The sequence below is a fragment of the Acidimicrobiia bacterium genome (genome assembly GCA_036396535.1).
Classification (GTDB): Bacteria; Actinomycetota; Acidimicrobiia; order Spongiisociales; family UBA5794; genus DASWKR01.
In genome coordinates this window covers 1-23292 of sequence record DASWKR010000093.1, presented here as the reverse complement: position 1 = coordinate 23292, position 23292 = coordinate 1, and the positions used below count along the sequence as shown (strand labels likewise).

General features: G+C 69.0%; 26 protein-coding genes and 1 tRNA gene. 24 read left to right on the top strand and 3 right to left on the bottom strand.

Annotated features, from left to right (window positions below; all coding sequences use genetic code 11):
* Positions 1-22 precede the first annotated feature (22 nt).
* The 4 genes from VGC47_15345 to VGC47_15330 are packed head-to-tail and all read left to right on the top strand — an operon-like array spanning position 23 to position 3108.
* A complete protein-coding gene (locus VGC47_15345) occupies positions 23-529 on the top strand; it encodes a DUF4193 family protein (protein ID HEX9856685.1) in 507 nt (168 codons plus the stop codon).
* Entirely contained in the window at positions 510-1259 is a 750-nt protein-coding gene (locus VGC47_15340) for a polyprenol monophosphomannose synthase (GenBank protein ID HEX9856684.1), read from the top strand. The genes VGC47_15345 and VGC47_15340 overlap by 20 nt, the downstream gene beginning before the upstream one ends.
* A 14-nt stretch (positions 1260-1273) precedes the next feature.
* Positions 1274-1768, top strand: coding sequence for a GNAT family N-acetyltransferase (locus VGC47_15335; protein ID HEX9856683.1), 495 nt, complete (start codon positions 1274-1276; stop codon positions 1766-1768).
* Positions 1765-3108 carry a M20/M25/M40 family metallo-hydrolase gene (locus tag VGC47_15330; GenBank protein ID HEX9856682.1) on the top strand — a complete coding sequence of 448 codons (1344 nt, stop codon included), beginning with the start codon at positions 1765-1767 and terminating at the stop codon, positions 3106-3108. The genes VGC47_15335 and VGC47_15330 overlap by 4 nt, the downstream gene beginning before the upstream one ends.
* 15 nt (positions 3109-3123) lie before the next feature.
* On the opposite strand, the gene serB is transcribed toward VGC47_15330, so the two are convergent.
* Positions 3124-4320: a phosphoserine phosphatase SerB gene (serB, locus tag VGC47_15325; protein HEX9856681.1), complete on the bottom strand. Its 1197-nt coding sequence runs from the start codon at positions 4318-4320 to the stop codon at positions 3124-3126.
* A 40-nt stretch (positions 4321-4360) separates the two neighbouring features.
* On the opposite strand from serB, the gene VGC47_15320 reads away from it, so the two are divergent.
* Positions 4361-5191: an HAD-IIA family hydrolase gene (locus VGC47_15320; protein ID HEX9856680.1), complete on the top strand. Its 831-nt coding sequence runs from the start codon at positions 4361-4363 to the stop codon at positions 5189-5191.
* A 2-nt stretch (positions 5192-5193) separates the two neighbouring features.
* On the opposite strand, the gene VGC47_15315 is transcribed toward VGC47_15320, so the two are convergent.
* Positions 5194-5922, bottom strand: coding sequence for a rhomboid family intramembrane serine protease (locus tag VGC47_15315; protein ID HEX9856679.1), 729 nt, complete (start codon positions 5920-5922; stop codon positions 5194-5196).
* 38 nt (positions 5923-5960) lie between these two features.
* On the opposite strand from VGC47_15315, the gene VGC47_15310 reads away from it, so the two are divergent.
* The 14 genes from VGC47_15310 to cmk all read left to right on the top strand — a co-directional run bounded on the left by VGC47_15310 (position 5961) and on the right by cmk (position 17455).
* The gene (locus tag VGC47_15310; protein HEX9856678.1) at positions 5961-6146 is read left to right on the top strand and encodes a hypothetical protein; all 186 of its coding nucleotides are present in this window, start codon (positions 5961-5963) and stop codon (positions 6144-6146) included.
* A complete protein-coding gene (locus VGC47_15305) occupies positions 6143-6925 on the top strand; it encodes a TlyA family RNA methyltransferase (GenBank protein HEX9856677.1) in 783 nt (260 codons plus the stop codon). The genes VGC47_15310 and VGC47_15305 overlap by 4 nt, the downstream gene beginning before the upstream one ends.
* Positions 6922-7728, top strand: coding sequence for an NAD(+)/NADH kinase (locus VGC47_15300; protein ID HEX9856676.1), 807 nt, complete (start codon positions 6922-6924; stop codon positions 7726-7728). Before VGC47_15305 ends, VGC47_15300 begins: the two co-directional genes overlap by 4 nt.
* Positions 7721-9394 carry an AAA family ATPase gene (locus tag VGC47_15295; protein ID HEX9856675.1) on the top strand — a complete coding sequence of 558 codons (1674 nt, stop codon included), beginning with the start codon at positions 7721-7723 and terminating at the stop codon, positions 9392-9394. The genes VGC47_15300 and VGC47_15295 overlap by 8 nt, the downstream gene beginning before the upstream one ends.
* Positions 9391-11088: a CTP synthase gene (locus VGC47_15290; protein HEX9856674.1), complete on the top strand. Its 1698-nt coding sequence runs from the start codon at positions 9391-9393 to the stop codon at positions 11086-11088. Before VGC47_15295 ends, VGC47_15290 begins: the two co-directional genes overlap by 4 nt.
* 1 nt (position 11089) lies before the next feature.
* Complete coding sequence (locus VGC47_15285) at positions 11090-11632, top strand: NUDIX hydrolase (GenBank protein HEX9856673.1); 543 nt, start codon at positions 11090-11092, stop codon at positions 11630-11632.
* Positions 11629-12528 carry a site-specific tyrosine recombinase XerD gene (locus VGC47_15280; protein HEX9856672.1) on the top strand — a complete coding sequence of 300 codons (900 nt, stop codon included), beginning with the start codon at positions 11629-11631 and terminating at the stop codon, positions 12526-12528. Before VGC47_15285 ends, VGC47_15280 begins: the two co-directional genes overlap by 4 nt.
* Before the next feature lie 33 nt (positions 12529-12561).
* Positions 12562-12903, top strand: coding sequence for a TraR/DksA C4-type zinc finger protein (locus VGC47_15275; GenBank protein HEX9856671.1), 342 nt, complete (start codon positions 12562-12564; stop codon positions 12901-12903).
* Positions 12904-13392, top strand: a complete 489-nt coding sequence (locus VGC47_15270) for an HDIG domain-containing protein (GenBank protein ID HEX9856670.1) — start codon at positions 12904-12906, stop codon at positions 13390-13392.
* Between the two features lie 44 nt (positions 13393-13436).
* The gene (locus VGC47_15265; GenBank protein ID HEX9856669.1) at positions 13437-14213 is read left to right on the top strand and encodes a ScpA family protein; all 777 of its coding nucleotides are present in this window, start codon (positions 13437-13439) and stop codon (positions 14211-14213) included.
* Positions 14210-14788 carry an SMC-Scp complex subunit ScpB gene (gene scpB, locus VGC47_15260; protein ID HEX9856668.1) on the top strand — a complete coding sequence of 193 codons (579 nt, stop codon included), beginning with the start codon at positions 14210-14212 and terminating at the stop codon, positions 14786-14788. Before VGC47_15265 ends, scpB begins: the two co-directional genes overlap by 4 nt.
* 77 nt (positions 14789-14865) lie before the next feature.
* Complete coding sequence (locus VGC47_15255) at positions 14866-15516, top strand: pseudouridine synthase (protein ID HEX9856667.1); 651 nt, start codon at positions 14866-14868, stop codon at positions 15514-15516.
* Entirely contained in the window at positions 15513-16805 is a 1293-nt protein-coding gene (aroA, locus tag VGC47_15250) for a 3-phosphoshikimate 1-carboxyvinyltransferase (protein ID HEX9856666.1), read from the top strand. The genes VGC47_15255 and aroA overlap by 4 nt, the downstream gene beginning before the upstream one ends.
* Positions 16790-17455 (top strand): (d)CMP kinase, encoded by a 666-nt coding sequence (cmk, locus tag VGC47_15245; protein HEX9856665.1) that lies wholly within the window; start codon positions 16790-16792, stop codon positions 17453-17455. The genes aroA and cmk overlap by 16 nt, the downstream gene beginning before the upstream one ends.
* 74 nt (positions 17456-17529) lie before the next feature.
* Here the strand turns inward: cmk and ispH are convergent, their stop codons facing one another.
* Positions 17530-18576 (bottom strand): 4-hydroxy-3-methylbut-2-enyl diphosphate reductase, encoded by a 1047-nt coding sequence (ispH, locus tag VGC47_15240; protein HEX9856664.1) that lies wholly within the window; start codon positions 18574-18576, stop codon positions 17530-17532.
* Positions 18577-18661: 85 nt separating this feature from the next.
* Here ispH and VGC47_15235 point away from each other — a divergent pair, with 85 nt between their 5' ends.
* The 5 genes from VGC47_15235 (at position 18662) to VGC47_15215 (ending at position 23291) form a co-directional block, all read left to right on the top strand.
* Positions 18662-20044 (top strand): DUF512 domain-containing protein, encoded by a 1383-nt coding sequence (locus VGC47_15235; GenBank protein ID HEX9856663.1) that lies wholly within the window; start codon positions 18662-18664, stop codon positions 20042-20044.
* Positions 20041-21366 carry a ribosome biogenesis GTPase Der gene (gene der, locus VGC47_15230; protein HEX9856662.1) on the top strand — a complete coding sequence of 442 codons (1326 nt, stop codon included), beginning with the start codon at positions 20041-20043 and terminating at the stop codon, positions 21364-21366. The genes VGC47_15235 and der overlap by 4 nt, the downstream gene beginning before the upstream one ends.
* On the top strand, positions 21359-22888 hold the full coding sequence (locus tag VGC47_15225; protein ID HEX9856661.1) for an acyl-CoA carboxylase subunit beta: 1530 nt from the start codon (positions 21359-21361) through the stop codon (positions 22886-22888). Before der ends, VGC47_15225 begins: the two co-directional genes overlap by 8 nt.
* Positions 22885-23043: a hypothetical protein gene (locus VGC47_15220; protein HEX9856660.1), complete on the top strand. Its 159-nt coding sequence runs from the start codon at positions 22885-22887 to the stop codon at positions 23041-23043. Before VGC47_15225 ends, VGC47_15220 begins: the two co-directional genes overlap by 4 nt.
* A gap of 173 nt (positions 23044-23216) precedes the next feature.
* Positions 23217-23291: transfer RNA gene (locus tag VGC47_15215), tRNA-Pro, on the top strand.
* Position 23292 lies beyond the last annotated feature (1 nt).

Below are 23292 nucleotides of genomic sequence, written 5' to 3'. Positions count from 1 at the left end.
CGCCGCCGAAAGAGGATTGCCCATGGCCAAGGCCAAAGAGGACGACTTCGAGCCACAACAAGAGGCATTCGAAGAAGACCAGGAGGACGAGTTCGAGGAACCGGACGACGACGAGGTCGACGTCCCGGAGGACCTCGACGATGAAACGGTCGCAGCCGACGAAGACTGGGTGGAGCCCTTCGACGAGGAGGAAGGCGAGAGCGACGAGGTCGCAGCCGTCGTGGTCGTCGCAGCCGACGAAGACGACGAGGACGACGAAGACGAGGACGGCGACGACTCCGACGAGGCTCTCGACGAGCTCGAGAGCGAGGAGCTCGAGATGCTCACCGAGGACGAGGAATCGGAGACCCTCGTCGTCGACGAGGCGGCCGAGCTGCGGAAGATCAGACGAGCCGAGATCGCCCTCGAGGACGAAGGGCCCGGCGAGGCCAGGGACGACGAGTTCGTCTGCTCATCCTGCTACCTCGTGAAGCGCCGCTCCCAACTGACGGACAAGCGAAGGATGGTCTGTGCCGATTGCGCGGCATGACGTCCTCGTCGTCGTCCCGACCTACGAGGAAGCAGAGAACATCGTCCCGCTGACGGCCGCCGTGCTGGAGCACGGAGTGTCCGTCCTCGTCGTCGACGACAACTCCCCGGACGGAACCGGCCGCCTCGCCGACGAGCAGGCGGCCGGGGTCGAGCGTCTGCACGTGCTGCACAGAGCTGAGAAGGCGGGGCTCGGGCCGGCGTACGCGGCGGGCTTCCGCTGGGGCCTCGACAACGGCGCCCGCGTCATGTGTGAGATGGACGCCGACTTCTCGCACGACCCGGCTGCGCTCCCGAACCTCCTGGCGGCGACCGAAGACGGAGCCGACGTGGTCATCGGCAGTCGCTATGTCCCGGGTGGCGGGGTCGCCAACTGGTCGTGGCACCGTCGCTGGCTGTCGCGGGCGGGGAACGTGTACGCCAAAGCGCTCCTCGGGACCGACGTCGCCGACATGACGGGCGGGTACCGGGCATTCACCGCGGATGCGATCGTGCGGTTGGCGCCGTGGGACTGCCAGGCGTCTGGCTACGGGTTCCAGGTCGAGATGGCGTGGAAGGCGAGCGTCCTCGGCATGCGCATCGACGAGGTGCCGATCACGTTCGTCGACCGCGTGCGGGGCCAGTCGAAGATGTCGACGGGAATCGCCGTCGAGGCGATGCTGCTCGTGACGAGATGGGGCGTCGGGAGGCGCCGTGGCAGACTGCCGTGGCGCAGCCCGGAGGGGATGTGATAGTCACGAGCAGGATGGCGACCGAAGCGGATCTCGACGATCTCGTGGCGCTCTATCGCGACCTCGAGCGCGAGCAGGCAGCCCTCCGCCCACTGTGGCCGTTGGCGGACGGCCTGCCCGAACCGGTCTCCGAGGCATTTGTCGACGTGATGGGGGACGACGAGTCTGTCCTGGTGATCGGCGAGCTCGACGACGTTCCACTCGGATTCGGATGGTGCCGGGCCGAGGACCTGCTGCCCCAAGCTGGCGGCGATCGTGTCGCCGTCGTCCGGCTGATCCACACGGAGGTCGAGGCGCGGGGCATCGGGGTCGGCGAAGCGATGGTGACCATGCTCCTCGACGCCTTCCGCGCCAGGGGCTTTCACCTCTTCGACGCCCGGGTGAGCCCCGGCCACCGCAATGCCAAGAACTTCTTCGAGGCGAACGGCTTCTCGGCGCGCCTCATCGTGATGCACCACGACGACGAGCGCGTCCGAGACGAGGTTCTCAACGCCGGAGACGCGCCGTGATCCCGCCGGACGAGGTCGTCGAGCTGCTCGTCGAGCTGATCCGCAACGAGTGCGTCAACGACGGTACCCCCGACAGCGGCCACGAGCACCGATCGGTGACGACACTCGCCGCCTATCTCGGCCGGGATGGGACGATCGTCGAGCCGCATCCGGGGAGACAGAGTGTCGTGTACCGGGTGGCGGGCACCGTCCCAGGGGCGCCGTCGCTGATCCTCCTCCCGCATCTCGACGTCGTGCCGGCCAAGCCGGACGGGTGGACCCACCCGCCTTTCGACGGGATCCGGGAGGCCGGATACGTCTGGGGCAGGGGCGCCGTCGACATGCTCAACGTCACCTCGGCGATGGCTGCGGTGTTCAAGCGTCACCTGAACGGCGACGTCGCTCCACTGCCCGGCGACCTGGTCTTCGGGGCGACCGCAGACGAGGAGGCAGGCGGCCGTCTCGGCGCCGAGACGCTCGTGTCGGACCACTGGGACCTCGTGGCGGGCGAGTACCTGCTCACCGAGGTGGCCGGCCCGTCGTTCCGCGCCGGGGGTGAGCATGTCCTCCCCGTGACAGTCGCCGAGAAGGGACCCTCGTGGCGCCGCCTCACGAGTCGCGGGCTGCCCGGCCACGGCAGCCAACCCTATGGGAGGAAGAACGCCCTCGTTCCGATGGCGACGGCGATGGCTCGCCTCGGCACCACGCCGACCCCTGTCGAGATCACCGAAGAGTGGTCGGCGTTCGTCACCGGCCTGGCTCTCGAGCGTGACCTCGAGGAGCGATTGCTCGACCCGGACAGGATCGACGACGCCATCGACGAGCTCGCCGGAGACGACATGGCGTTCGCCCGCTGGGTGCATGCGTGCACGCATCTCACCGTCACTCCGACCGTCCTCCACTCGGGGATCAAGTCGAACGTGGTTCCCGATCTGGCGGCCGCCGACGTGGATGTTCGCAAGCTCCCGGGTCAGGACGAGGAAGACGTCGACGACCACTTCCGCAAGGTCATGGGCCCCGGACTGAGCGACGAGATCGAGATCGAGCGCATCCAGACGTTCCCAGCCAATGGCTCGCCGACGGGCGGGCCCCTGTGGGAGGCGATCGTCGACTCGGCGGACGCCCTGACGGGGTCACCCGCTCTCGTCCCCGCCATCACTCCTGTCGCCACCGACGCCAGGTTCTTCAGGGCAAGAGGGGTCGTCGCCTACGGCGTCGGCTTGTTCGACGACGACGTCACGTTCGGAGACATGCTCAGCATGTTCCACGGTGACGACGAGCGGGTCAGCGAGCGGAGCGTGGATCTCACGACCCAGATGCTCGAGCGGGTCGTGGCCCGCTTCGGCGAGTTGACGGCCTGACCGAGGCTCACGCCGTCACACCGCCGGGTACCCGCCGTCATGACCGTCGCGCCTGTCCGCCTCTTCGATGTCGTCCCGCCTGATGCCGAGGATGAAGAGGAGCGCATCCAGGTACGGGACGTTCACCGAGGTGTCGGCGGCGGCGACGGCCGCCGGTTTGGCGTTGAATGCGATGCCGAGGCCGGCGGCGCTGAGCATCTCGAGGTCGTTCGCACCGTCGCCCACTGCGACCGTCTGCTCCAGCCCGATGTGCTCCGAGGCGGCGATCTCGGCGAGGATCGCCGCCTTGCCGGGCCCGTCGATGAGGCGCCCTTCGAGGTTCCCCGTGAGCACGCCGCCTTCCCTCTCGAGCGTGTTGGCGAAGGCGTGGTCGAGGCCGATCTGCTCCTTGACGTGGTCGGCGAAGTACTGGAATCCGCCGGAGACGACAGCGGTCGTGTAGCCGAGGCGCCGCAGCGTTCTCACGAACGTCCGGGCGCCCGGTGTGAGCCTGATCTTGGCTGCGACCCGCTCGAGCGCGTCCTCCGGAGTGCCCGCCAGCAGCGCAACCCGGTCTCGCAAGGCGGTGCCGTAGTCCGTCGCCCCTTCCATGGCGAGGCGGGTGAGCTCTGCGACCTCGTCGGCCACTCCCGCCTCGGCGGCGAGGAGGTCGATGACCTCGTCCTGGACGAGGGTCGAGTCCATGTCGATGACGACGAGCCGTTTGGCTCGGCGGGCGAGGCCCTCCGCCTGGATGGCGACATCGACGAGGTGCTCGTGCGACGCCCGGAGCAGCGCCGCCCTCATCGCCTCGAGGTCGCCTCCGACGACGAGCATCTCGTAGCTCACGACCGGATAGCGTGACAGCTGCGAGATGCGCTCGATGTTGCCGCCCGAATCGGACACGGCGTTGGCGACCCCGGCGACGGCGCCCGGCGCCAGGGACGAGCCCATCACCGTCACGGCGAACCGCGGCGGCAGAGGCCCGACGTCCACAGACTCGACGATCTCGAACTCGACGGAGACCCCCTTCTGCCAGCCGAAGTAGAGGAGCTCCTTGAGCGGCGAGCGCTCCTCGTCGATCTCGATGAGCATCCCGCAATGGATGCGGTCACGCACGACGACCTGCTCCATGTCGATGAGTCTGGCTGCCGACTGGTCGAGGATCTCGAGGACGCCGGCGTTGATGCCGGTCTGGTCGCGCCCGCTGATGCGCACGAGCAGCGCCGTCATCTGGCACCTCCGATGTGCTGGTAGCTTCCCCTGACCTGTCGTGACGGGATTCGATTTGGATGCATCGAGCGAAGTTGTAGCGCCGTGGGGCGACGTCGGCAACGTCGGGGCGATCGTCATCGACCTCGACGGCGTCGTTTACGTCGACGACCGAGAGGTGCCCGGTGCCGGCGAGGCTCTCGGGCGACTCGCCGGCGCCTACCGGCTCGTGTTCGCCACCAACAACTCGACGAAGACGGCGGAGACCGTCGCCGCCAACATCGAGGCGAGCACCGGGTTCCCGGCACGGCCGGAGCAGGTGGCGACGTCCGGCCAGGCGACGGCGCTCGCCATGGCCGGGTCGTTCTCCTCGGCGTTCGTCGTCGGCGAGCAGGGCCTCGTCGACACGCTCACCGCAGGCGGGATGGCGGTCACCGCCGACTGGCGAGCCGCCGATGCTGTCGTCGTCGGACTCGACCGCTCCCTCAGCTATCAGAAGCTCGCCGACGCGGCTCGTGCCGTGCGAGCCGGGGCGGCCTTCTACGCGACGAACACCGACGCCACCTACCCGATGCCGGACGGGCTCTACCCGGGAGGGGGAGCGATCTCCGCCGCCATCGAGACCGCCAGCGGTGGCACGCCGATCGTGTGCGGCAAGCCCCACGACGAGATGAGGGCGCTCATCGCGTCACGGGTGGGCGAGGGCGACGTGATCGTGCTCGGCGATCGCCCCGAGACGGATGTTGCCCTCGGCAAGGCCGCCGGGTGGATCACGGTGCTCACGCTGACGGGTGTCGTGTCCGATCTCGCCCAAGTGCCGCCCGAGCTGAGACCCGACCATGTCATATCGTCGATCGCCGAGCTGCCGGATCGCCTCGCGCGGCGCCCGTGACTTCACACGTAGCGGACGGTGCCATGCAGCCCGGCGACCCGTCTCAGCAACACCTCGCGCAGCGGCAGGGTGACGAGGACACCGAACACGAAGCCGCCGACGTGCGCCTCCCAGGCAACCCCGACGTCCGCGATGCCGAATTGGCTCAGGAACCACAGCCCGAGGAAGAGGATGGCGGGGATCGGCACGAAGAAGAACACCAGCAACGTGAGGACCTGGTGGGCGGGGAACAGCACGAGGTAGGCGCCGAGCACTCCGGCGATCGCTCCGGACGCTCCCACGAGCGGCACCGTGGCGTCGGGGTTCGTGAGGACGAACGCCGCGGTGGCGACGACCCCCGCAGCCAGGTACATGACGAGGAAGCCGAACGTCCCGAATGCCTCCTCGATGTTGTTGCCGAATATCCACAGGAACCACATGTTCCCGAGGATGTGGAACAAGCCGCCGTGCAGGAACATCGACACGATGCCGGCGAGCCATATGTTCTTGTCCGGGAACACGGGTGCCTCGGTGGAGTCGGCGACGCATTGGTCTCTTGCCGCTTCGGTGAGCGTGAGCGGTTCCCCCGTCGTGAGCTCGCAGGCGATGCCGGCCCTCTCGTACAGGAAATCGATCTCCTCCTGCGTCCCGGAAGCCGGCTGCCAGAGGAATGCCCCGACGTTCACGAGTATGAGAGCCACCGTGACGATCGGGAAGATGCGGGTCGGGTTGAGATCTCTGATCGGGATCAATGCCGAAACCTGTCGGTCGCATGTGGTTTGATGACCGCATGGATACTACGCACGAAGCCGCCTCTCACCGGCAGGCGGCCGATCACTCGGGAGCGGCGGACGAGCTCCTCGCCCGCCTCGCACAGGTCGATGCCGCCGACGCCCCTGCGGTGGCGGACGAGCTCGCCGAGGCGCTGCTGATCACGCTCGATCTGAGAGAGGACGCCCCAGAGGCAGTCGGTTGACGCGGCGCAGGCTCGACGCCGAGCTGGTACACCGCGAGCTTGCCGAGACGCGGGCGGCCGCCCAGCGGCTCATCGCTGCGGGGCTCGTCGAGGTGGACGGCAACCCGTCACCGAAGCCTGCAACGATGGTCGACGGAGCACAGGGCATCCGGATGGTCGCCTCGGATCACCCGTTCGTCGGCAGGGGAGGGGTGAAGCTGGCAGCCGCCCTCGACGCCTTTCCGGTTGTCGTTGCGGAGCGGCGGGCGATCGACGTCGGCGCCTCGACGGGGGGTTTCACCGACTGCCTGCTCCAACGGGGCGCATCGTCTGTCGTGGCACTCGACGTCGGCTACGGCCAGCTCGACTGGGGGCTGCGCCAGGACGACCGGGTCACGGTCGTCGAACGGACGAACGTCCGGCACGCAGACCCTGCCGTCCTCGGGGCGCCGTTCGACATCGTCGTGGCCGACCTGTCCTTCATCGGCATCGCGACCGTTGCGGTGCAGCTCGCCCGGCTCGGCGGCCGGGACACCGACCACATCGTTCTCGTGAAGCCGCAGTTCGAGGCGGGCAGGGGCGAGGTCGGCAAGAGGGGGATCGTGCGTGATCCGGAGATCCGCGCCGCAGCGGTGCTCGCCGCCGTCGGGGCCCTCGAGGATGCCGGGCTCGTTGTCAAGGGCTGCATCCCATCGCCCATCACGGGGGCCAAAGGCAATCGCGAGTACCTGTTGTGGTTGCGCCGCGATACTGGCGGCATGTCCGTGGACGCCATCACCGAGCTCGTGAGGGCCGGATGAGATACCAGCGCCTCGGCCTGTTCGCCCACGACGCCAGACCGGTAGCCGACGAGGTCGCCCGGAAGATCGAGGGGCGAGCGGCCGAGCTCGGCCTGGAGACGACCCGGGTCAACGAGGGTGGGGTGCTGCCCGAGGGCATCGACGTCGTCGTCGGGATCGGTGGCGACGGCACCCTGCTGGCGGCGGCCGCTTCGGCGTACCCCGCCGACGTCCCCGTCATCGGGGTCAACCTCGGGACGGTCGGCTACCTCACCGACGTCGCACCCGGCGACACCGATGCGATGGTCGCCGCCCTCGACGCCGGAACGGTGTCCGTCACTCACCGTATGGTGCTCGAGGCGACGAGCGATGCCGGGTCGTGGTTCGGCATCAACGACGTCGTCCTCGAGAAGGTCGTGGCACAGCACATCGTCTACGTCGGCGTCGAGATCGAGGGGCACCATTTCGCCACGTATCGCGCCGACGGCATCATCGTGGCCACCCCGCTCGGTTCGACGGCCTACTCGCTGTCCGCAGGCGGGCCCGTGGTCGACCCGAGCCTCGATGCGATGATCCTCACCCCCGTCGCTCCCCACAGCCTGTTGTCGCGCTCGATCGTCGTGTCGCCGGATGCGCGCCTCCGATTCACGGTCGCCTCGGAGCGGCCTGTCGGTCTCGATCTCGACGGCCGATCGGCCTGCATCCTCGCCGAAGGTGAGCACGTCACCGTGGCGAAGGCCGCCCGATCCATGCGTTTCCTCACGACGGGTGACCACCCGTTCCCTCAGGCGGTTCGCCGCCAGTTCGGCATCGACCATGCTTGACGAGCTCTCCGTCGCCAACCTCGGCCTCATCGCCGACGCGCACATCGAGCCGGGTGACGGGCTCGTCGTCGTCACCGGCGAGACGGGCACGGGAAAGACGCTCCTCCTCGGGGCGATCCGCCTCCTCATCGGCGAGCAGGCGCGCCGCGACCAGGTCGGGCCCCACGGCGAGGAGGCGAAGGTCGACGGGCGCTTCGTCGACGGCGACGTCGAGGTGATCGCCTCCCGCCGTGTGACCGCCTCCGGGCGAAGCAAGGCGTACCTCGACGGATCGATGGTGGCTGTGAAGGCGTTGCAGGACGCGCTCGGCGGCGCCGTCGAGCTCGTCGCCCAGCACGACGCCCTGACGCTCCGCCGCGCCGGGCAGGTGCGCAGGCTGCTCGACGGCCGCCTCACACCGGAAGGCATGCTCGCCAGGGCCGAGTACGAGGCGGCCTGGATCGCAGCGTCCGAGTTGCGGCGGCGCCAGAAGTTGCTCGGCGGCGACGCCAGGGCGCTCACGAGGGAGCTCGAGATGCTCGAGTTCCAGGTCGTCGAGATCGGAGAGGCCGGGTTCGCACCCGGTGACGACCAAGCGCTGGCGGCGCTCGCCGACCGCCTCCGCAACGCCACCGGGATCGTCGAGCAGCTCGGCGTCGCCCGTCAGGCGATCGAAGACGGAGTGCTCGACGGGCTCGGGGCGGCGGCCGACGCGCTGCTCAGGGCCGCTCGCCTCGATCCGGCGCTCGCCTCGCTGGCGGAGCGACTCGACGCCCTGGTGGCGGAGCTGAGCGACGTGTCGATCGACCTGGCGCGCTCCGCCGACGAGATCGAGACGGGGGATGCGTCGCTCGACGAGGTCGAGCGACGGGTCTCGTTGCTCGGCGACCTCAAGCGCAGGTACGGCGACAGCCTCGACGCAGTCCTGGCCTACGCGACCCAGGCGGAACAGCGCGCTGACGAGTTGCGCGAGCTGCTCGGCCAGGCCGAGAGCATCGCAGACGATCTCGTGAAGGCGGACATCCGCGTGCGGGACGCAGCCGGCGCCCTCACCGCGGCACGGAGGGCGTGCGCCGCCGAGACCGAGCGGGCCGCCGAGCGCCACCTGCGGGACCTCGGCTTCGCCACTCCGGTGGTGCGCTTCGCTATCACGGAGGCGGAGCCGTCGCCGGAAGGGGCAGACCACGTCGAGCTGCGATTCGCATCGGACGCCGCCCTCAGCCCCGGCCCCGTCTCCGCCGTCGCATCGGGCGGCGAGGTGAGCCGCCTCGTGCTGGCACTCAGGCTGGCTGCGGGGGTCGCAGATGCGCCGACCATCGCCTTCGACGAGATCGATGCCGGCGTAGGAGGGGCAACGGCGCTGGCCCTCGGGGAGAAGCTCGCCGCCCTCGCCATCGGCAGGCAGGTGTTGTGCGTCACCCACCTCCCACAGGTGGCGGCGTTCGGCAACAGCCATTACGTCGTCGACCGCTCGGGTACGGCCGCGACGATCCGCCAGGTGTCGGGCGAGGCCAGGGTCGAGGAGCTGTCCCGGATGCTCGCCGGCCTGCCCGACAGTGACCGAGGCAGAGAGCACGCCGCCGAGCTGCTGGAACGTGCGGCGGGGCGCCGCGCATCGGGCGAGATCCCGGGGCTCGGGGAGGCCGGTGCTATCATCCCGTCTTCCGAGGTGGAGAAAACGCGTTGACCAAGTACGTCTTCGTCACCGGCGGGGTGACGTCGAGTCTCGGCAAGGGCATCACCGCAGCATCCCTCGGACGACTCCTCAAGGCTCGGGGCCTGCGCGTCGTCCTGCAGAAGCTCGACCCGTACATCAACGTCGATCCAGGCACGATGAACCCGTTCGAGCATGGCGAGGTGTTCGTCACGGACGACGGGGGCGAGACGGATCTCGACCTCGGCCACTACGAGCGGTTCATCGGCAAGAGCCTGCGCCGCGACTCCAACGTCACGACCGGCGCCATCTACCAGTCGGTCATCCGCAAGGAGCGCCGCGGCGTGTACCTGGGCGCCACCGTCCAAGTCATCCCGCACATCACGAACGAGATCAAGGCCCGCATCAGGAAGCTGGGAGACGACGACGAGGTGGACGTCGTCATCACCGAGGTGGGAGGAACGGTCGGCGACATCGAGAGCCTCCCGTTCCTCGAGGCGATCCGCCAGATCCGCAAGGACGTCGGCCAGGGAAACACGTGCTACATCCACGTGACGCTCGTGCCCTACCTGTCGACGAGCGAGGAGCTGAAGACGAAGCCCACGCAGCATTCGGTGGCGGAGCTACGCGGGCGCGGCATCCATCCCGACGTCATCGTCGCCCGATCCGACAGGGACGTCGACGACGCCGTTCGCCGCAAGATCAGCCTGTTCTGCGACGTCGACCTGGACGCCGTCATCAACGCCGTCGACGTTTCCAACATCTACGCAGTCCCGCTCGTCCTCCACGGCAACGGGCTCGACGACGTCGTGTGCCGGACGCTCCGCCTCGAGACGGTCGAGCCGGACCTCACGGCATGGCGGGACATGGTCGAGCGAATGGATCGTCCATCGGAGACGGTCGAGATCGGCATCGTCGGCAAGTACGTCGGGCTCCCGGACGCCTACCTGTCGGTCGTCGAGGCCTTGCGCCACGGCGGGATGGCCAACGGAGTGAAGGTCGACTTGCGTTGGGTGGCGAGCGACGAGGTCGAAGGGCTCCTCACGGACACGTACCTCGACGGGCTCGACGGGATCCTCGTCCCTGGCGGCTTCGGGATCAGGGGAATCGAAGGGAAGGTCCAGGCGATCAGGCACGCCAGAGAACACGAGATCCCCTTCCTCGGGTTGTGCCTCGGTCTGCAGTGCGCCGTCATCGAGTACGCCCGCTCGGAGCTCGGGTACGGAGCCGCATCCAGCTCCGAGTTCGACCCGATGACGCCTCATCCCGTCATAGACCTGATGGCCGACCAGGAAGACGTCGAGGACAAGGGCGGCACGATGCGCCTCGGCCTGTACCCGGCCAAGCTGATGCCGGGTTCGCTGGCTCGCAGGCTCTACGGCGAAGAGCTCATCTACGAACGCCATCGGCACCGTTACGAGGTCACGAACCGCTATCGCAACGATCTCGAAGCGGCCGGCCTGGCGCTCACCGGCATCTCGCCCGACGACCGCCTCGTCGAGATCGTCGAGCTTCCGGGCCACCCGTTCTTCATCGCCTCACAATTCCATCCCGAGCTGCGCTCGCGGCCCGATGATCCGCACCCGTTGTTCGTCGGGTTCGTCGCCGCCGCCCTGGAACGGAAGCGGGCCCTCGACAAGGCGACCGAGGCACCGGTCAGCGCACCGGAAGCGGTGCACGAGGACGCTCGTGCCGGGCACGAGGATGCTCGCGAGTCCGGACACTGACGTGTCATCCGGCGAGTTCCGCCTCGTCGGATGGCGAGACGTGGCGACCGCGGCGTTTCTGCGGCTCGTCAGGGAGCACTACGTCGGCCCATCGGGCGAGGGGCTGCAACGAGTGGCGGTGCGCCATCCGGGAGCCGTGGCGGTCGCCCCGATCCTCGACGGAGCATTGCTGCTGTTCCGCCAGTTCCGCAGCCCCATCGGCAGGGCGCTCCTCGAGATCCCGGCGGGCAAGCGCGACTCGGCGGGCGAGCCGCCGGAGGTGACGGCGGCCCGCGAGCTGCAAGAGGAGATCGGATATCGGCCCGGGCGGCTCGAGCTGATCGGCTCGTTCTGGACGACGCCTGGGTTCACGGACGAGCACATGAGCCTGTTCGTCGCCACGGACCTCGAGCCGGTGGACTCGATGCCTCACGGGGTCGAGGAGGAATCGGCGGAACTGGTGTCGATCCCGCTGTCCGAGTTGCCGGGACGGCTGGCGGCAGGTGAGTTCGAGGACGCCAAGACCCTCATCGCGGTGCACCACCTCGTCGCCGGGACGAGATGAGGCTCGAGTCGGCGATCGACGAGTTCATCGCGGCGCTCGGCTCCGAGCGAGGGTTGGCGGTCAGCACGCGCGCCGCCTACCGGCGAGACCTCGCCCAGTACCGGCGATTCCTGGCCACCAGGGATGTCGAGAGCGTCGAGTCGATCACTCCCGAGGACGTCTCCCGCCACGTCGGGGCGCTGCGCGACGCCGGTATGGAGGCGACGACGATTGCACGCAAGATCGCGGCTGTGCGTGGGCTCCATCGGTTCCTCGTGTCAGAGGAGATGGCGGGCGCCGACCCGACGGCCCTGCTGGAGGCGCCTTCCAGGCCGGCGACGCTGCCCAAGGCGATCACGGTCGACGAGGTGCAGCGCCTCCTCGACGCCATACCTCGAACCACGAAGCTCGGCGTGAGGGATGGAGCGCTGCTCGAGTTCATGTACGCCACAGCAGCCCGGGTCGCCGAGACGGTGGCGCTCGATGTGCTCGACGTCGACTTGAGTGAGAGGACGGCGCTGCTCACCGGCAAGGGCTCCAAGCAGAGGCTGGTGCCGATCGGCCGCTATGCCGTCGCAGCCATCGAGGACTACCTGCCGGTGCGCCTCGAGCTCAAGGGCGGCAGGCCGGACCCCGGCAGGTTGTTCATCGGGGCGCGGGGCGGCGGGCTGACGAGGCAAGCGGTCTGGCTCATCGTCCGCAAGCACGCCGCGGCTGCCGGGCTCCCGATCGATGCGATCTCGCCCCATGTGCTGCGGCACTCTGCCGCGACGCACATGGTCGAGGGTGGAGCCGACCTCAGGACCGTCCAGGAGATCTTGGGTCACGCTAGTATCTCGACAACGCAGATCTACACGCGGGTGTCCCCGCAGCACTTGTACGAGGTCTACGTCTCGACGCACCCACGGAGCCGCTGAACTCGACGCGAGGCATCCTCACGGAGGAGAACGATGAACCTGAACTCGGCAGTCGTCGCCCTCGAAGACGAGCGCGCCAAGCTCCTCCGCCAACTCGTCGAGCTCGGAGCAAACGAGTCCGGTGAGCTCACCGGCGACGTCGAGTTCGGCGACGGATTCGCCGACGCCGCCGCCGCGACAGCCGAGCGGACCGAGGTGCTGGGCATCGTCGACAACGTCAAGTCGATGCTCGACGACGTCAACGCGGCGCTCGCCAAGGTCAAGGCGGGGACGTACGGGTTCTGCGAGACCTGCGGCAAGGAGATCGACGACGCCCGGATGGACTACCGCCCGACGTCGCTGTACTGCGTCGACTGCAAGTCGAAGCGATCCTGAGTGCCGGTCACACCGGCCGACCTCCCTCACCTCGCTCGCCGGTTCTTGGGTCACCTGCGCGCCCGGCCTCTCGGCCCGGCCGAGCAGCTCGCCGCCGGCCGGATGCTCCGAGAGCCCGAGCTGAGCCTCTTCTGGGGCATGGCGCGACAGGACCAGCGCCACTCCTTCGACGTCGCCATGGCCGTCGTGGCGGCTGCCCCATCGGACCATGAGCTGGCGAGGGCGGGGCTCCTCCATGACGTGGGAAAACGCCACACCACCCCGGGGGCGATCGCCAGGTCGGTTGCCACCCTGATCGAGATGGCGCGACTGCCGCTGCCGCCCAGGTACGCCGCCTACAGGCGACACGGCCCGATCGGGGCAGCAGAGCTCGAGGCGGCAGGCGCCGAGTCGATCGTCGTCGACTTCGCCCGGCACCACCCGGGACCGGCGCCCCCAGGGGTCGACCAGGGTCGCTGGAAGATCCTCCTCGACGCGGATCGCGCATGAATGCCATGGTCGGCGGGGAGCCACTCGATACGATGCACTCGCACATGTCGTACGAAGTCAAGACGCGCGTCTTCGAGGGCCCGCTCGACCTCCTGCTGCAGCTGATCACGTCGCATCAGCTCGAGATCACCGAGCTGAGCCTTGCGAGCATCGTCACCGAATACCTGGCGTACCTCGACGCCATGCGGCAGCTCGACATCGATGTGACGAGCGAGTTCCTGCTCATTGCGGCCACCCTCATCCAGCTGAAGGCGAGACGGCTCCTCCCGGGCGAGTCGGCGTTCGACCTCGATGAGGAGCTGGCGCTCGCCGAGGAGCGCGACCGCCTGCTCGCCAGGCTGTTGGCGTGCCTCACCTTCAAGGACGTCGCCGCGGTGATGGCGCACAGGTTCGAGAGCGCCGACCGCTTCGTGCCTCGCCAAGCCGGCTTGGATCCCGGGATCGAGCCGAGGCTGCCGGACGTCCCGCTCATGGTGACACCATCCGAGTTGGCGCTGATCGCCGAGCGGGCGCTGAATCGCCGGGACGAGGAAGTCGAGCTCGATCATCTCGAGTTCGACCTGCCGTCCGTCGACGCGGCGCTCGCCGACGTGCGCCGGCGCCTCGTCGCCGGCGCCGCCGAGGACTTCGACGAGCTGGTCGCCCATTGCGCTCGCCCCCTCGAGGTCGTGGCCTACTTCCTGGCGGTGCTCGAGCTGGCCAGGTGGGGCATTCTGCGCCTCTCCCAGGAGGGCCGGGAGGGCCCGATCACGGTCACGCACAATGCAGGTGTCGACGAGTCCGACTTCGAAGCGATCCAGAGCGAATGGGGGACGGCATGAACCGCAGGCGCGTCATCGAGGCGGTCCTCTTCGTCGCCGAGGAGCCGATCGCGGTCGGTGAGCTCGCCGAGCTGCTCGAGATCCCGACCGCCGACGTCGAAGCTGAGCTCCACTCCCTCTCCGCCGAGCTGGAAACCGGGCAGCGGGGCACCTCACTCGTCGAGGTCGCCGGCGGATGGAGGCTCTACAGCCATCCGGAAGCCCGGGAGTACCTCGAGCGCTTCGCGGCAACCGAAAGGGCCGCTCGCCTCTCGAGCGCCGCGCTGGAGACGCTGGCAGTCGTGGCGTACCGGCAACCGGTGTCGCGTGGCCAGGTTGCCGAGCTCCGAGGCGTGGACTCCGAGCGGGCCCTGCGAACCCTGGAGCGGCGCGGGCTCGTCGCCGAGGTCGGGATTGCCGCCGGTCCCGGGCAGGCGATCCTGTACGGCACCACCGGCCTCTTCCTCGAGAGGCTCGGCGTCAACACCCTCGCAGAGCTCCCGCCACTCGCCGACCACGTCCCGCCGGCGGCGGTCGTGGACGCGCTGGAGCGGCCGTTCCGTCCGGAGACATCATCGAGCGGCTCCACAAGCTGATCGCGCGGTCCGGCTACTGCTCGCTGCGGCGCGCTGAGCAGCTCATTGCCGCAGGCAGAGTCGAGGTCGGCGGGTCGGTGGCCGTCATCGGCCAGCGGGTGGATCCGGGATCGGCACGGGTCACCATCGACGGGCTGCCCCTGCCGATCCGACCCGACGTCGCCACGTACCTCGTGTACAAACCCGTCGGCGTCATCAGCACGGCGGACGACCCCCAGGGCAGGCCGACCGTCGTCGACCTCGTCGAGTCGGACACCAGGCTCTACCCGGTGGGGCGGCTCGACGCCGAGTCCGAGGGTCTCATGCTCCTCACGAACGACGGCGAGCTGGCGAACCTGGTGATGCACCCGAGCCACGGCATCCTCAAGACATATGTCGCCCGGGTCTCGGGAATCCCTCCGACGGCGGCGCTTGGCGAGCTCGTGCGAGGCGTCGAGCTGGACGACGGGGAGGCCAGAGCCGTCTCGGCGAGACTGACGTCATCGGCGGGGGACCAGGCACTCGTCGAGATCGTCATGGCGGAGGGGCGCAAACGAGAGGTGCGCAGGATGTTCGAGGCGATCGGCCACGAGGTCGTTGGCCTGGTTCGCACCCGGATCGGCCCGATCGGCGACCAGCACCTGGCACCGGGGGCGGCACGCCGGCTCTCGATCGACGAGATCCGGTCGCTGTACTCGGCCGCCTCCGTGACGTGGGAAGATGCCTCACTGCCCGAGGACGACGAGTGAGCCCACCCGCGACGAAAGTCACCCTGCATCCCCCCGACGCGCCGTTCGCGGGTTCTGTGGCGGTCCCCGGTGACAAGTCGCTCTCCCACCGGGCCTTGATCCTCGGCGCCCTCGCAGCAGGGGAGTCACACATCGCCAACCAAGGGCCGGGTGAGGACATCGCATCGACCCGTTCCGTTCTCAGAGCCCTCGGCGTGACCATCGACGGCGGGCGCCTGGCGTCGCCAGGCCGGCGGGCGTGGCGGGAGCCGGTCGGCCCGCTCGACTGCGGCAACTCCGGGACCACGCTGCGGCTGATGGCGGGAGCGCTCGCCACCCGCCCGTATCGATCCGAGCTGACAGGCGACGTCACGCTGCTGCGCCGCCCGATGGGACGCCTCGTCGGACCGCTCGAGGCGCTCGGTGCATCCATCGAGGTGAGCGACGGCGAGCGGGCTCCGATCACCGTCCATGCCCCCGGTGAGCTGAGGGGTACCGACGTCGAGATCCCCATCGCCTCGGCCCAGGCGAGGACGGCGTTCGAGCTCGCCGCCCTGGAGGCGAGGGGCTCCTCGGTGGTGTCGAGCCCGCCCGGATTTCGCGACCACACCGAGCGCTGGCTCGAGGCGCTCGGGCGCGGCCGCTGGCTCGACCGGAACCGCTTTCAGGTCGTGCCGGGGGAGTTGGAGCCGTTCGAGTACGTCGTGCCCGGCGACCCGTCGTCGGCAGCCTTCCTGTGGGCGGCGGCCGCAGTGAAGCCGGGGGCCAGAGTCACGACCCCGGGCATCACCCTCAATCCAGGCCGCATCGGCTTCCTCCAGGTGCTCGAGTCGATGGGCGCCGGTATCGAGGCCGAGGTCACCGGGTCGGCCATGGGAGACCCCATCGGCTCCGTGACCGTGTACGGCGGGGTGCTCGCGGCGACCGAGGTGTCGGGTGAGCTCGCCGCCGCAACCCTCGACGAGCTGCCGCTCGTCGGCGTGCTCGGCGCCTACGCAGAGGGGATGACGGTGGTGCGGGACGCCGCCGAGCTGCGAGGCAAGGAGAGCGATCGGATCGCGACGACGGTGGCCATGATCAGGGCGCTCGGGGGTGGCGCCGAGGCGACCGAGGACGGATTCGTCATCGTCGGCACAGGCTGGCTGGAAACCGGGACGGTCGAGTCGCACGGTGATCACCGCATCGCGATGGCCGGGGCCGTGGCCGCCACGGCGGCTACAGGGGCCGTCCGGATCGACGGCGCAGGCGCCGCAGCGGTCTCCTGGCCTGGCTTCTACGAGGTACTGGAGGGCCTGTGGTCATCGCGATAGACGGACCGAGCGGCGTCGGGAAGAGCACGGTGACTCGGGCGGTCGCCGACCGGCTCGGCTGCGCATCGCTCGACACCGGAGCGACCTATCGGGCGGCGACGTTGGCGGTGCTTCGGGCAGGCATCGACCCCGCCGATGAGCCGGCCGTCGTGTCGGTCGTGGCAGCCGCCGACATCGACGTGAGCGACGGCGCCGTCCGGCTCGACGGCGAGGTGGTGTCCGACGCCATCCGCGAGGGAGAAGTCACCTCTGCCGTCAGCGGAATCGCTGCCATACCAGGGGTGCGGCGACTCCTCGTGGCTCTCCAGCGCCACTGGGTGGAGAGCCGAGGAGGTGAGGCCGTCGTCGAAGGCCGCGACATCGGAACCGTCGTGTTTCCGGGTGCGCCGGTGAAGGTGTTCCTGACGGCGCCCGCCGAGGTTCGAGCGGTGAGGCGTGCCGGCGACGACGAGTCGTCCGGGCGGTCGGTCGACGACGTCGGAGCCGACCTGGAACGTCGCGACCATGCGGACGCGACGCGAGCCGCCTCGCCGCTGCAGCCGGCGGACGACGCAGTCGTCATCGACACCGGCAGGCTCACCGTCGACGCGGTCGTCGACGAGATCCTTCGCCTGGTCGCCGAGCGGAACGGGCAGCAGCGTCCGGTCTGACAAGGCGGTCAGCGAGGCCTCCTCGTCCGACACGGCGGGCGCGACACCGTGAGTGGCTCCCGTCCCGTGCTGCTTCACACGCCGAGCAACTCGAGAGCCGACGTTGCGTCCCACTCCCTGTCGTACTCGATCGGGCCCGGCCTGCCGGGGTGGCGTGCCGCGAAGGCCCCCTCGACGAGGGTCTGCAGTGTCTGCACGAACCGCCGAAGCGAAGGTGGGAGCGGGAAGTACTCGTCCTCGTCGATGACGCGGACATACGAGACGCCTTCGGTCGGCGCCAGCGCCTCGATGACTGCCTTGACGCGCTGGTCGGGAGCCGAGGCGCCCGAGGTGACGCCGATGACGTCGTGGCCCACGAGCCACTCATCGTCGATGTCGTCCGGCCCGTCGATGCGGTGTGCGGCGCAACCTGCGTTCTCGGCGACGCGCACCAGGGCGTTGGTGTTCGACGAGGTCACCGATCCGACCACGAGCACGAGGGACGCCTCCCTGGCCAGTTGCTTGACGGCCGTCTGCCTGTTCGTCGTGGCGTAGCACAGGTCGCTCCGGCGCGCCGTCCACAGCTCCGGGTACAGATCTTGGGCGGTCTCGAGGACTTCCTCCCACTCGAAGAGCCCGAGCGTCGTCTGTGCGAGGAGAGCCACCCGCCCGGGATCGGTGGCGGCGAAGTCACCGAGCCCGTCGCGGGGATCCACGAGCGTGACCGCCTCCGGTGCCTCGGCGACTGCGCCCGTCGCCTCGTCGTGCCCGTGATGGCCGACATAGATGATGTCGAAGCCCTTGCCTGCCATTCGCTTCACCTCGTGGTGCACCTTCGTCACGAGCGGGCAGACGGCATCGACCATCACTGCGGCCAGATGCTCGGCCGAAGCGACGATCTCGGGCGCCGAACCGTGCGCCGACAACATGATCGGACGGCCCGGGGGCACGTTGTCGAAGTCGTCGACGAACACGACTCCTGCTCGCTCGAACGCCTCGACGACGGCGCTGTTGTGGACGATCTCGTGGTAGCAGTACACGGGCGGATCGAAGACCCTCACCATCCAGGTGAGCGCCTTGATGGCCATCTCGACTCCAGCGCAGAAGCCGCGCGGCTCGGCGACGAGGACCTTCGAGGGCATCTCGGAAGGCTACTGCCAACCGTGATCCTTCCGGGTGGCAGGACGGACCGGCGCGATCCTCGGCCCTCGTAGACTTCGGTTTGCCATGTCCTTCCCCACGATCCTCGAAGTCGTCCCTGGCTCGCCCGCGGCCGCAGCGGGCCTCGACGCCGGAGACGAGCTGCTCGCCGTCAACGGCGTCGTACCGACCGACGTCATCGAGTACCAGCAGCTCGTGGACGAGCCGGAGCTCCATCTGCGGATCCGTCGCCCCTCGGGCGACGTCGGCGTAGAGCTCGTGAAAGGGCAAGGCGAACCACTCGGACTGCGCCTCAGCTCGTCGATCTTCGACCGGGTGCAGACGTGCGACAACCACTGCGAGTTCTGCTTCATCTACCAGCTCCCGCCGGGGATGAGGAAGTCCCTCTACCTGAAGGACGACGACTATCGGCTCTCGTTCCTCTACGGCAACTTCACGACGCTCACCCGCTTCAGTGAGCTCGACGTGGCGAGGGTCGTCGAGGAGCGGCTCGGCCCGCTCTACGTCTCCATCCACACCACCGACCCGGACATCCGGGCGAAGATGTTGAGAAACCCGCGCGGTGCGACGAGCCTGCGCTGGCTGCGGGCCCTGCTCACCAACGGTGTCGAGGTACACGGCCAGATCGTCTTGTGCCCAACGGTCAACGGGGCGGATGTCCTTGCCAGGACGTGCGCCGAGATCGTCGCACGATATCGAGATCTGGCGTCTGTCGGCGTCGTCCCGCTCGGCACGTCGCAATTCAACACCGAGTCGACTCTCGAGCCGCACGACGCAGCCCAGGCTCGCCGCGACCTCGACATCATCGACGAGTGGCGGGCAACGGCGCTCCGCCTCCTCGGGAGGAGGATGTTCTTCGCCTCGGACGAGCTCTACTTGATGGCCGACCGCCCCTTTCCAGCCTCGCACGAGTACGAGGGCTTCGAGCAGCACGAGAACGGGATCGGGATGGTGCGGGCACTGTACGACGAGGTCGACCGGCTGGAACGAGGCTCGGCCGCCGCCGAGCGGATCGTCACCGGAGAGTGGCGGACGATCCCGGCGGCGCCGGCGAGCGGCTATCGGGCGGCGCGCCACACGGGTCGCGACCCCTCACCCGGCCGCGGTCCCGTCGTGATCGTCACCGGCGAGTACGGCGAGAAGGCAATGCGGCCGGTACTGGCTCGTCTCGAGCGGCTCGGCGGGCGACCCCTGCGAATCCTGGCGGTTCGCAACGACTTCTTCATGGGCAACGTCGCCGTCGCCGGGCTCATGGTCGGCGGCGACCTGAAGCGTGCCCTGGCGAACGATCGGGAGGAGGCCGGCTCCTACCTGGTTCCCGACGTGGCGCTGCGGGGCGACGTATTCCTCGACGACGTGTCGCTCGACGAGGTCCGAGCCGCCGCCAAGGCTCCGGTGCTCGCCGTGCCGGCCACCGCGGCTGGGCTGCTGGAGGGGGTGGCGGATTGAGCGGGCTTCCCGTCGTCGCAGTCCTGGGACGGCCCAACGTCGGCAAGTCGACGCTCGTCAACCGCATCATGCGCCGCAAGGTCGCCGTCGTCGACGAGCAGCCCGGGGTGACACGCGATCGCCGTGAGTTCGTCGCAGAGTGGAACGGGCGCGAGTTCCTCCTCGTCGACACGGGTGGCTGGGAGTTGTCACCGGGCGAGGAGCTCACCGCCGGCATCCGCGGTCAAGCGGAGGCAGCCATCGAGGCTGCCGACGTGGTGGTGTTCGTCGCCGACGCGACGTCTGAGCTCAGCGACGACGATCAGGGCGTCGCCAGGCTCCTCCAGCGCAGCAGCACTCCGCACATCCTCGTCGCCAACAAGGTGGACGGCGCCCGGCACGAGACCGACCTGGATCACCTCTGGACCCTCGGCCTCGGCGAGGCGGTGCCGGTCTCGGCATTGCACGGCAGAGGGTCGGGAGACTTCCTCGACGCCCTGGTCGCGATGCTCCCGGACACCGGCAAGGGTGAGCCGGTGAGCACATTTCCTCGGCTGGCGATCATCGGCAGGCCCAACGTCGGAAAGTCGACGCTGCTCAACAAGCTGGCGGGCGAGGACCGGGTTCTCGTGTCCGACACGCCGGGCACCACCCGCGACCCCATCGACTCGATCGTCGAGCTCGACGGGGAGAAGTACGAGATCGTCGACACCGCAGGCATCAAGCGGCGCACCAAGGTCAAGGACGACGTCGAGTTCTATGCCGTGCTGCGCGCCCGCGACGTGCTGGGAAGGGCCGACATCGCCCTCTTGCTCATCGACGGCACCCAAGGCGCCTCGCATCAGGACCAGCGGCTGGCGGAGGAGATCGCAGACGCCGGCGTCGGGATCATCGTCATCCTCAACAAGTGGGACGTCATCACCGAGGAGGAGCGCCTCGCCACCGAGGACAGCGTCGGCGACCGCCTCGCCTTCATCAGCTGGGCGCCCGTGTTGCGGATGTCGGCCAAGACGGGCAGCAGGATCCATCGCCTTCCCAAGGCGATCCGGCTGGTGCTGGAGAGCAGGGGGCAGCGCATCCCCACCCCCGAGCTGAACCGCCTCGTGAGAGATTGGCAGCAGGCGCACCCACCGCCGGTTCGCCGCGGCAGGAGGGCCCACATCATCTACGCAGTGCAGGCCGAGACGGACCCGCCGACGATCGTGCTCTTCGTGAGAGGAGGCGACCTCGCCCCCGACTACCTACGCTTCCTCGAGAACCGGATCCGGGAGGAGTACGACTTCACCGGAACGCCCATCCGGCTCAGGACGAGGCGGAGGCACAGGAGCCGCGAGCATGAGTGACGTCGCCGACCGCTTCAGGAAGGCCGCCGAGCGTGCCGAGCTCGGCGGCCCCGAGCGGCACCGGGAGAAGACCCGCGAGCAAGGCAAGATGTTCGTGCGCGACAGGGTGGGGAGGCTGTGCGATCCCGGCTCGTTCGTCGAGGACGGGCTGCTCGCCAACGCAGCGGACGACGAGCTCGCCGCCGACGCGGTCGTCACAGGGAGGGGGCGGGTGTCGGGTCGTGCCGTGATGGTGATCGCCAACGACCCGACGGTGAAGGCGGGGTCGTGGGGGCGGCTCACGGTCGAGAAGATCATCAGGGCGCTCGAGTCCGCTTACGACGAGCTGCTGCCCGTCTTCTACCTCGTCGATTCGGCGGGAGCGAGGATCACCGACCAGGTTGACCTGTTCCCCGGGCGGAGGGGGGCCGGGAGGATCTTCTACAACCAGGTGCGCCTCTCCGGCCGGGTCCCGCAGATCTGCTGCCTGTTCGGCCCGTCCGCCGCAGGTGGGGCGTACATCCCGTCCTTCTGCGACGTCGTCGTCATGGTGGAGGGGCGGGCTTCGATGTACCTCGGGTCGCCACGGATGGCCGAGATGGTCATCGGCGAGACGACGACGCTCGAGGAGATGGGCGGCGCCAGGATGCACTGCACCGTGTCGGGTTGCGGCGACGCCCTCGTCGACTCCGACGAAGCCGCCATCGATTGGGCCAAGCAGTACTTCTCGTACGTCTCCGACCACTACCGGGTGCTCCCTCCCTCGTACGAGCCGGTCCCGGTACGAGAGGGGGCCGACCCGGCGTCCGTCCTGCCGGACGACTCGGCGCACGGTTACGACATGGTCGATCTCCTCGAGGCCGTCTTCGACGAGGGCTCCCTCCTCCAGGTCAAGGAGCTCTTCGCCCGGGAGGTGATCACGGCGTTCGGGCGCCTCGAGGGGAAGCCTGCCGGCATCGTCGCCTCCCAGCCGAGCCACCTCGGTGGTGTCCTCTTCGTCGACTCGGCCGACAAGGCGGCCCGCTTCATCTGGCTGTGCGATGCATTCAACGTGCCTCTGGTGTTCCTCGCCGACGTGCCCGGGTTCATGATCGGCACGGAGGTCGAGCGGCAGGGCATCATCCGAGCCGGCGCCAAGATGCTCACCGCCATCGCAGAAGCGACGGTGCCGCGCATCTCGGTGATCGTGCGAAAGGCATACGGGGCAGGGCTGTACGCCTTCTCCGGGCCCGGATTCCGGCCGGACGCGGCACTCGCCCTCCCGACGGCGGAGATCGCAGTCATGGGGCCGGAAGCCGCGGTCAATGCCGTGTACTTCAACAAGATCCAGCAGCTCCCCGAGAGCGAGCGCGCCGAATTCGTGTCGGATCGGCGGGCCGAGTACGAGGAGGACGTCGACCTCATGCGGCTCGCCTCCGAGATCGTCATCGATGCCGTCGTCCAACCGGAGGACCTGCGCGACGAGCTCGTCCGGCGGTTGGCGTTCGCCGCCAACAAGCCACGCTCGTTCTCTGACCGCCGCCACGGCGTACCGCCGGTATGAGTGCCGACGAGGGTCATCCGGCGTCATCCGCCGAGCACGACGACGAGGATCTCCCGTGGCCAGTCGGGTTCCTGATCCTCGTCGTCGCAGCCGGGCTCTACCTCCTGTGGCGCGCCATCCAGATCGCCGGCTGGCTCATCGATCGCATCACGTGACGGCGGCCGACCCGTTCCGGCGTCCCTCCGTCGCACATCGGCGATGTGGGGACGCAAGAACGGATCACGCCCTTCCCCGACCCGTTCCGGCGTCCGTCCGTCGCATATCGGCGATGTGGGGACGCAAGAACGGGAGATGCCCACCGGGAGGAGGCCGGTAGAGTGTCCGTTCTCGGGCTGTGGCGCAGCTTGGTTAGCGCGCTTGACTGGGGGTCAAGAGGTCGCCGGTTCGAATCCGGCCAGCCCGAC

Excerpts from the sequence above, each read along its gene's own strand:
- serB (HEX9856681.1), bottom strand. The coding sequence starts at position 4,320 with ATGACGGCGCTGCTCGTGCGCATCAGCGGGCGCGACCAGACCGGCATC.
- VGC47_15280 (HEX9856672.1), top strand. The coding sequence starts at position 11,629 with ATGAGGCTCGAGTCGGCGATCGACGAGTTCATCGCGGCGCTCGGCTCC.
- ispH (HEX9856664.1), bottom strand. The coding sequence starts at position 18,576 with ATGCCCTCGAAGGTCCTCGTCGCCGAGCCGCGCGGCTTCTGCGCTGGA.
- VGC47_15235 (HEX9856663.1), top strand. The coding sequence starts at position 18,662 with ATGTCCTTCCCCACGATCCTCGAAGTCGTCCCTGGCTCGCCCGCGGCC.
- VGC47_15345 (HEX9856685.1), top strand. The coding sequence starts at position 23 with ATGGCCAAGGCCAAAGAGGACGACTTCGAGCCACAACAAGAGGCATTC.
- VGC47_15300 (HEX9856676.1), top strand. The coding sequence starts at position 6,922 with ATGAGATACCAGCGCCTCGGCCTGTTCGCCCACGACGCCAGACCGGTA.
- scpB (HEX9856668.1), top strand. The coding sequence starts at position 14,210 with ATGAACCGCAGGCGCGTCATCGAGGCGGTCCTCTTCGTCGCCGAGGAG.
- VGC47_15275 (HEX9856671.1), top strand. The coding sequence starts at position 12,562 with ATGAACCTGAACTCGGCAGTCGTCGCCCTCGAAGACGAGCGCGCCAAG.
- VGC47_15310 (HEX9856678.1), top strand. The coding sequence starts at position 5,961 with ATGGATACTACGCACGAAGCCGCCTCTCACCGGCAGGCGGCCGATCAC.
- VGC47_15295 (HEX9856675.1), top strand. The coding sequence starts at position 7,721 with ATGCTTGACGAGCTCTCCGTCGCCAACCTCGGCCTCATCGCCGACGCG.
- VGC47_15220 (HEX9856660.1), top strand. The coding sequence starts at position 22,885 with ATGAGTGCCGACGAGGGTCATCCGGCGTCATCCGCCGAGCACGACGAC.
- VGC47_15225 (HEX9856661.1), top strand. The coding sequence starts at position 21,359 with ATGAGTGACGTCGCCGACCGCTTCAGGAAGGCCGCCGAGCGTGCCGAG.
- VGC47_15265 (HEX9856669.1), top strand. The coding sequence starts at position 13,437 with ATGTCGTACGAAGTCAAGACGCGCGTCTTCGAGGGCCCGCTCGACCTC.
- VGC47_15335 (HEX9856683.1), top strand. The coding sequence starts at position 1,274 with ATGGCGACCGAAGCGGATCTCGACGATCTCGTGGCGCTCTATCGCGAC.